Genomic DNA, 7,783 nt, shown 5'->3' with positions numbered 1-7,783 from the left:
GGGCGAACGCTGACCGCCGCGCATTACATAAGGGGGGTCAAAATTGGACGCCGATCGGGGGTCAGTTTTGGACGCCGTTTGACAGAAATTGCCGTATAGCCGACGCATCCGTAATAGACGTCGGAAAACATAGTCCACCGTGGCTCGCTGGAAGGGCTTGAGAAGCTTTAAATGCTCTTCGGCACGATAGGTCATTGGCGTACACCCTTCGAAGCCACGAGTGGTACAAAGCTGGCCCACAGCTTGAGGAACTCCGTTGGGACAATACTTGTGCCGCCATCCGGATGTTCAAGGCGCTTGATGAGCTGGCCGATCTCGATGAGCTCACCGCTACCGAGGCTCAGCGCTCGAACCATCGGCTCGAGAAGGGAAGCACCACCATGGCCGAGCCGTCTCAGCCATTGCCCTTCCCCCGCGGTTTCGCTTTCCAGGAAGCTGCCTTCGCCGAGACTGGCAACGAATCCTGGCGCTTCAAGAGCCGCTCTCAAAGCTGAAGTCCGAAAGCTAATCAGTCGCGCCCGATCGGGCTGTGCAACCCCGACCAGCTTCGCCTCATCGGGCGCTTACCGGCGTGCCTCTCAGCACCGAAAGCTGGGGTCCCTTTTGCGCGAAAAAACAGGGTCCCGATTCCACGGTCATTGACAATCATTGCGCTTCTGCAGCCGGTAAGACTGAACTTCCCGTGGGCGGCTATCATATCCCGATGTTCTTCTATGGACCGGGCCTGGTTAAGCCCGGGCATATCAGCACGCTTGTCAGCCAGATCGATCTCCCGCCGACGATCCTCCGTGCACTGGGTGCGAATGGCGAAAGCCATTTCTTCGGCAGGGCAAAAGGCGGGTCCAAGCCCGACAACGAGTGCGCCTTCATCAGCAACTATCAGTCGCTCGGGTACATGAAGAACGGGACTTTGTTCGTCCTGCGTCCGAAGGGTGTGGTCGAGAGCTATCCGTGGATCCGACCACCCTCGCTTCACGTCCCGCCCCAGTGGACGCACAGCTGCGTGACGAGGCGATTGCCTACTATCAGACGGCGTCGCGCGACTTCAAAACAGGCGCACTCCGCGCCGCTTGGCAGGACGTGCCGACGAGATTCACGAATTGGAAATGATCGAATGAATGAGTCCCGCGCGATGGACCTGTCGCACTAGCGCTCCCTTGGTGCCGCGCTCGTTTTCGCCTCGCATGTCATTGAAGCGCGGGGGCGACAGCACTATGACCCCGCTTATGACACGAGCAAGGCATATGACACGTCGGCAACGGCAAGGCATTTCGTTTGGGCGGCCCTTGTCGCTGCCCTCAGTGTCGCGTTCAGCCTTGTGCTCGCTTGCGCCACGCCATTCCCGGCCATCGCTACGGTGGCCGGGGCAAACCTCTCCCGTCGTGGTGCCCTGCTGCAACAGGTGTGTCGTGGCTCGCCAATCAGGCGGTCGGTTACCTCCTACTCGGCTATCCGACGACATGGGATAGTCTTGCATGGGGCGGGGCGATCGGTCTCGCCGCCCTGCTTGCGGTGTGCTGGTGCTGCGCGACCGGGTCGGGGCCCGCCTTGTCGCCTATGTCGCCAGAATCCGCAACGGCGTTGCTGTTTCTCGCATCCTTCGTGGGCCGAGGCCGCCTGATGGCGATGATAACCTACGTCTTCACCATCAATCACGTCGCGAAAATGCTCGGAGAGGACCCCGAACTCCTGGAGGCGATCGTCTGTAACGACGACAATCTGTCCTACGGCAGTCTCATCAGCGTTTACGACGGCACGGGCGCCCATGCCCGCCGCTCGACCAATGACTGGAAACGATTTCCTCGAAGACTTCGTCTCAGACCCAGACATCATCGCACGCATCAAAGCGAAATCTCCGCGGTAACAATCGGGCGCTGACACAAGACCACACTGCCGCAAGCTGCTCAGCGCGTTCCAGATGCTGTTCCAGATGCTGTTCCTGACAGGCCGGTTCTCCCTCCATGCAGGCAGAGCTCCCTCAGGAGACCTATATTCGACTCTATCCCTAAGTATCCGACCTACCCGCACTGGCCCCTACCAGTGTCGGGTTTGTCGAATCCGCGACACGGTGACGTCTGGCTGGCGTGCCGCCGCGCTCTCAGTGAAGCCATTGAATAACATCCAGAACAGTTTTCTGGGTCGCTTCCTGTGCAGTTGGCACGACTCTTGATGTTGGTTGTACGGCGGCAAAAGCCGCTAATGGCAGACTGGTTCATCTTATTTGATCTCTAGGAAAGGAGACAGCAATGAAGGTCGATCTGTCAGACTATGGTGTGACTGAATTGGCTCCAGAAGAAGCATCCACAATTTCGGGCGGGTGGGCTTTTTTTGCGGCGATAGCTTTCGCGGTGGCGGGGTTAATAGGCGTTGTGGCTGCGACTATACTGGTAGCGGCGAGGCACTGGAAGTGACACGGTTAGAACATTAGTGTGCAAGCTAAATACCCTTTCTCCTGAAATTGCCAGCTACACTGCAGAGAGCATTCTCTCCCGACGATCAGGACGATCTTTGATCATCTATCGGCTGATTTTGCTCTCTGTGGTTGCGACGTTGGTGTCGCTGCCACTCATCACCATAGCGATCTCGGTCCAAAGTGCCGGTATCATTCGCCCCACCGTCGAGAAGACGCCCCTGGTCGCACCCGTCTCCGGACGCATCTCCCGTATCCTTGCCGTTGAGAACGATCTGGTTGCCCAGGGGCAGGAGATTCTCGCCCTCGATGATGAGGTGGTTGAGGAAAAGCTCAGGGCGTATAAAGGCGATATTCGCGCTAAGAGTGATCTTGCCCGTGACCTCGAAACCCTGATCTCCTCCGGCACGAAGGCCAAGGACCCGATCCTCCTCCTGACCGAGTCCGCCAAGGCGGAGCGGGCGCATTTTCTCAATCTGCTGCGGGAGAACCAATATGCCAGCAGTAATGCCGCGGCGGAACTCGACCGCGCTAAGCGACTGCTCTCCGCTGCTGCGACGCCCGCAAAGGCCGTTGACGAGAAGGCTTTCGCCCTCCAGAACATTGAGGTTCAGGGGGAGATCCTTGCCCGGCGCAAATCCGCCGAATGGAACCAGCAGCTCTTCGACCTTAACCTGCGCCTCAAGGAACTCACGGCCGCCGTGCATCAGCTCGAGAAGGAACGGGATCTCACCCACATTCGGGCCCCCGTGTCAGGCGCACTCGAGCAATTCACCGGCCTGACCCCCGGCAGCTACATCCAGGCCGGGCAAACCGTTGCTTGGGTTTCGCCGGACGACGAACTGGTGGCGGAAATCTACGTCTCCCCCAAAGACATCGGCTTAGTGCGGGAGGGCCAGTCGGTGCGGCTCCAAGTGGATGCATTCAACTACAATCAATGGGGTCTCATCGATGCGACAGTGCTCGGCGTAGCGCAGGACTTCACCCTCCACGACATGAGCCCGGTCTTCAAGGTCCGCTGCGCACTCTCTCGCACCCATCTCGCACTCAAGAACGGGGTCATCGGTCATCTGAAGAAGGGCATGACCGTGCGGGCCCGCTTCCTCGTGGCAGAACGCACTCTTCTGCAACTCCTCTACAATGAGGCCGACGATTGGCTCAATCCCCTCCTGGCGGGCCACTAATCCTTCCCTATCCAAACAGCCAGCGAGCCGCCATGTCGAGCAAGGTTATCAAGTTCAAGCAGCACGACATCACCGATTGTGGAGCTGCCAGTCTTGCTTCTGTCGCAGCCTTCTATGGTCACAAGCTGCCATTGTCGCGCATCCGCCAGTATGCCTCGACCGACCGCTCCGGCACTACCGTACTGGGCCTCACGGAAGCGGCCCGGAAGCTGGGCTTTGTCGCCAAGGGAGTGAAGGGTGGCTTCGACAGCCTGTACAAGATCCCCAAGCCCGCTATCGCGCACGTCGTCGTCAAGGGGGTCCTTCACCACTTCGTCGTCATCCAGGCGATCGACGCGAGGTGGGTCACCGTCATGGACCCAGCCTATGGCGAAATCCGCAAGCTGACGCACGAGGAATTCAAGACGCAATGGACTGGCGTCCTGGTGCTCCTGGTTCCGGCAGCCACCTTCAAGCGCCGCGACGAGACCATTACGCCGCTTGCCCGGTTCGCGCGTCTGCTTGCGCCACAAAGGGCGGTGATGGCCCAGGCTCTCGCCGGGGCGCTCGTGACGACGGTCCTCGGGCTCTCGACGGCAATCTACGTCCAGAAGATCGTCGATCATGTGATCACAGCGGGCAACCGCAACCTGCTCAACCTGATGAGCCTCGTCATGCTGGTGATCCTGGTGGCGCAGATCCTGATGAATCTCCTCGGGAACCGGCTTATCCTGCAAACGGGGCAGAAGATCGATGTCCACTTGATCCTCGGCTACTACAAGCACATCCTAAACCTGCCCCAGAAGTTCTTCGACAGCATGCGCATGGGCGAAATCATCGCCCGGATGAACGACGCCGTGAAGATCAGGAGCTTCCTGAACGACGTCTCGATCAACATATTCGTTGACGTGCTAATGATTCTATTTTCGTTCGGGCTGATGTGCATCTACTCGTGGAAGATCGCCTTGGTCGTGGCGGTCTCCATTCCGCTGTATCTCTTGGTCTATTGGACCATCAACCGGCTGAATAGGAAGCACCAGCGCGCGATTATGGAGGATGCCGCCAACCTGGAGGCGGAGCTGGTGGAATCCCTCGGAGCTGTCTCCACAATCAAGACCTCCGGCGTGGAGAGTTTCGCCAACTTCAAGATGGAGATCCGTTTCATCAAGATGCTGCACTCAGTCTACAGTTCCGGTCTCATCTCGATCTTCGGGGATAATGCCTCGACTTTCCTCTCGACCCTATTCACCATCGTGCTGATGTGGTTCGGAACGACGCTTGCCCTGGATCAAACCGTCACGCCCGGCGAGTTACTGTCCTGTTATACGTTACTCGGCTATGTCATCCGGCCGGTCGCCAATCTGATCCAGACTAATCGGATCGTTCAGGATGGCTTCATCGCAGCGGATCGCCTGTTTGAGATCTTCGACCTGGAGCAGGAGACAAGCGGCGGCGGCATCGATGCCACAAAGTCCGACCTTGGTGATATTCGCCTGGAGAACGTCACGTTCCGCCATGGTTCGCAGCCGGAGCTTTTCCACGATCTCAGCGTCACCTTCCGCCGGGGCGAGATGACGGCCGTGGTGGGGGAAAGCGGCTCGGGCAAGAGCACCCTTGCGGCGTTGCTGCAGAATGTCTACCCGCTTGAGGGAGGACGCATCCGGATCGGTCCCTTTGCCCTCCAGGATCTCTCAACAGTGTCCGTGCGCAAGGCTATCGCTGCTGTGCCGCAATCGGTCGATGTGTTCTCGGGCTCGGTGGTCGGGAACATCGCCCTTGGCGAGTTCGAGCCGGACATCGAGAAGATCCTGCACATCTGCGATCAAATAGGGCTACGAGAGCTGATCGAGCACTGGCCCGGCGGTCTCCAGACCTATTTGGGCGAGAATGGTATACGCCTCTCCGGCGGCGAGAAGCAGCAGCTTGCGTTGGCTCGGGCTCTGTACCGGGATCCGGAGATCCTGATCCTCGACGAAGCGACTTCCTCTCTCGACTCGATAGCCGAGGGGTTTGTCCTGCGAATCATTGAAGATCTTCGTCAGGCCGGTAAGACCATAATCGTCATCGCTCATCGACTCAGCACCATTCGTAGGGCCGACAAGATCGTGGTCTTCGACAAGGGACAGCTTATTGAGGAGGGGAGGCATGCTGATCTGCTGGCAACTGAAGGTGCTTACGCACGCTTGTGGCGGGCGCAAACCGGATCCAGCTAACCACGACGGTGCGTAGCGCATCGATCACCGCCAGATCCGGTCATCGAGACCTAGGAGCGTGGCCTGCAGCATCACGTATGAGTTGACGCGGATCGCATCGTCGCACTCGGTGAATAGCGTCTCGCCTGCCCTGCATAATCGCAACATTCCTCCGCATCGTCTGTAATGCGGCTTGAGCTCGGGGGTCATTCTCGTCAGATTGCCAAGTGCCCAAATACTCACCATCCCGAGTGACGACAGAACCATTACCGAGCAAGTTAGGCCGTAGACTCATAAGCGCGAAGCCACAGTCGCATTGAGGCGAGTTGGATCATGGCGAGGAAGTTGGCTGCCAGTTTGTCGTACCGTGTAGCGACACGGCGGAAATGTTTCAGCTTGGAGAAGAAGCGCTCGATCAGGTTTCGCTCGCGATAGAGGCGCCTGCTGAAGCAAGGTTTCCACTTCCGGTTCCGCTTGGCGGGAATGTTGGGCGTCGCACCGTGCTGCTGGATCAACTCCCGGATACGGTCGGCATCGTAGGCCTTGTCGGCCAGGACGATGATGCGCGGGCCGAGATGGTCGAGCAATCGATCGGCGATCTGCCCATCGTGCGTTTGTCCCGCCGTCAGGCCGAGCCGGATCGGGAGTCCTTGCGCGTCGACGACGACGTGGATTTTGGTCGTGAGGCCACCTCGGCTGCGACCGAGACAATTATCTGCGCCCCCCTTTTTGCCGTCGCAGCCTGCTGGTGCGCCCGAATGGAAGTGCTGTCGATCATCTGGATTTCACCATCATGCGCTCCGCTGATGGCGTCCATGAGCCGATCCCAAACACCTGCTTTTCGCCAACGCGAGAAGCGGTTGTAGCAGGTGGTGCGTGGCCCATAGCGCTCGGGCAGGTCGCGCCATGGCGCACCGGAGCGCAGCACCCAGAAGATTCCGTTTAACACGCGTCGGTCATCGACGCGCGGCACGCCTCTAGGTTTGTTGGGTAACAGCGGTTCGATCACGCGCCACTCGAAGTCGGTCAGGTCATATCGGCTCATATTGAGCCTGAATCACAATCCCGCGCGATATGGAAGCGAGTTGGTAAACCCATCAAAATCAGACGTTCAGCGCTACAGCCTAATCGTAGTAGCCCGGTCCGAATGTTATCGCGGACATCACAGGTTGATCGGCTTCGCCTGTCGAGGACCAAACGCCTATACCAAGCTGCGTTGAGGTTGCGCCATCCGGCTCCAAGCGTAACTTCGGGTCGAGAGATTGGAGAATCTGTGTCGCTTCGCCCATCGATACCGAGATAAGAGCCAATCCGTTCAATGTCGGGTTGCTTGGGCTTGCAAACTCCAAGGCCTCCAGGCGCTCGTCGGAATCATAGTAGGCAAAAACGCCTGCATCCGCCCAATAATCTATCGGATTGCCTTCGGGTGTACGCTTAAACGGCTGGTGCTTACCACCGAAAAATGTCCGAACGCTTCCTTTGGACGATCCAATCGGAAGACCTCTCAATCCACCGCCGGGTTCTAATGCGAGTTCAGTCATTCCTCGACAATATGCGCGATCTGTCAAACGACGCAACGATCGCTTTTCACCCATCTCCCTCATTCCCATTTATGGGTTCACGACCTAATCTTCCAGCGAAGCATTGAACGACGTGTCCCTTTTTGCATGTAGCGAGCCTTGATAGCGTCGAGACGTTGCGTCGGCGGGTCTCGCTCGAAAAGGTCGTGGCCAAGAAGCTACGCATCGCGATCGAAGAGCGGCGGCCGAACGTGTCCGTTCGCGAGCTCTACATGACAGTTCCTTTCACTGGCCGCCGGGTTCGCTGTTCACCGGCTGGCATCCGACGGCAAGCGTTCCAACGCGGCGGCGATCTGGCGCTTCGCTGCTGAGGGCAGAGGCAGGATGGGACGCGGGGGGTCTGCACGGCAAACGTCGAGCAATTCGGCAAGTGCATAGACGACGCGAAGGCTCGAGAACTCCTTGAAGAGGCTCCAGAGCGGCGCAAGCGTGGCATCG

Annotated in this window: 8 protein-coding genes and 2 pseudogenes; 6 read left to right on the top strand and 4 right to left on the bottom strand. The window is 58.6% G+C overall.

Annotated elements, in window-relative coordinates; translation table 11 throughout:
- Nucleotides 1–195, bottom strand: a 195-nt coding sequence (locus tag NKH01_RS34645) for a hypothetical protein (protein WP_353024684.1), incomplete at its 3' end; no start/stop codon positions are given.
- An 89-nt stretch (nucleotides 196–284) separates the two neighbouring features.
- On the opposite strand from NKH01_RS34645, the gene NKH01_RS34640 reads away from it, so the two are divergent.
- The 6 genes and pseudogenes from NKH01_RS34640 to NKH01_RS34615 all read left to right on the top strand — a co-directional run bounded on the left by NKH01_RS34640 (nucleotide 285) and on the right by NKH01_RS34615 (nucleotide 5,786).
- A complete protein-coding gene (locus NKH01_RS34640; protein WP_352785590.1) occupies nucleotides 285–494 on the top strand; it encodes a hypothetical protein in 210 nt (69 codons plus the stop codon).
- A 35-nt stretch (nucleotides 495–529) separates the two neighbouring features.
- On the top strand, nucleotides 530–1,150 hold the full coding sequence (locus NKH01_RS34635) for a sulfatase-like hydrolase/transferase (RefSeq protein ID WP_353024683.1): 621 nt from the start codon (nucleotides 530–532) through the stop codon (nucleotides 1,148–1,150).
- Nucleotides 1,151–1,620: 470 nt separating this feature from the next.
- A pseudogene (locus tag NKH01_RS34630) lies at nucleotides 1,621–1,864 on the top strand (hypothetical protein).
- A 382-nt stretch (nucleotides 1,865–2,246) separates the two neighbouring features.
- Complete coding sequence (locus NKH01_RS34625; protein WP_353024682.1) at nucleotides 2,247–2,411, top strand: hypothetical protein; 165 nt, start codon at nucleotides 2,247–2,249, stop codon at nucleotides 2,409–2,411.
- 97 nt (nucleotides 2,412–2,508) lie between these two features.
- Nucleotides 2,509–3,594, top strand: coding sequence for an HlyD family secretion protein (locus NKH01_RS34620; RefSeq protein WP_353024681.1), 1,086 nt, complete (start codon nucleotides 2,509–2,511; stop codon nucleotides 3,592–3,594).
- A 32-nt stretch (nucleotides 3,595–3,626) separates the two neighbouring features.
- Nucleotides 3,627–5,786 carry a peptidase domain-containing ABC transporter gene (locus tag NKH01_RS34615; RefSeq protein WP_353024680.1) on the top strand — a complete coding sequence of 720 codons (2,160 nt, stop codon included), beginning with the start codon at nucleotides 3,627–3,629 and terminating at the stop codon, nucleotides 5,784–5,786.
- 257 nt (nucleotides 5,787–6,043) lie between these two features.
- Here the strand turns inward: NKH01_RS34615 and NKH01_RS34610 are convergent.
- The 3 genes and pseudogenes from NKH01_RS34610 to NKH01_RS34600 all read right to left on the bottom strand — a co-directional run.
- Nucleotides 6,044–6,810, bottom strand: a protein-coding gene (locus NKH01_RS34610; protein WP_352824126.1) for an IS5 family transposase whose coding sequence is annotated in 2 segments (ribosomal slippage) — nucleotides 6,044–6,486 and nucleotides 6,486–6,810 — 768 coding nt in all. Because the reading frame shifts where the segments join, the coding sequence is not laid out codon by codon here.
- Nucleotides 6,811–6,889: 79 nt separating this feature from the next.
- The gene (locus NKH01_RS34605) at nucleotides 6,890–7,360 is read right to left on the bottom strand and encodes a hypothetical protein (RefSeq protein WP_352722285.1); all 471 of its coding nucleotides are present in this window, start codon (nucleotides 7,358–7,360) and stop codon (nucleotides 6,890–6,892) included.
- Between the two features lie 233 nt (nucleotides 7,361–7,593).
- A pseudogene (locus NKH01_RS34600) lies at nucleotides 7,594–7,783 on the bottom strand (dihydrodipicolinate synthase family protein); the annotation flags it as partial.

The organism is Mesorhizobium sp. M1403, assembly GCF_040317695.1.
Classification (GTDB): Bacteria; Pseudomonadota; Alphaproteobacteria; order Rhizobiales; family Rhizobiaceae; genus Mesorhizobium.
This window is presented reverse-complemented; position numbering and strand designations above follow the sequence as displayed.

Coding starts and splice junctions, on each gene's coding strand:
- NKH01_RS34640 (WP_352785590.1), top strand. CDS start 285: ATGTTCAAGGCGCTTGATGAGCTGGCCGATCTCGATGAGCTCACCGCT.
- NKH01_RS34625 (WP_353024682.1), top strand. CDS start 2,247: ATGAAGGTCGATCTGTCAGACTATGGTGTGACTGAATTGGCTCCAGAA.
- NKH01_RS34615 (WP_353024680.1), top strand. CDS start 3,627: ATGTCGAGCAAGGTTATCAAGTTCAAGCAGCACGACATCACCGATTGT.
- NKH01_RS34605 (WP_352722285.1), bottom strand. CDS start 7,360: ATGGGTGAAAAGCGATCGTTGCGTCGTTTGACAGATCGCGCATATTGT.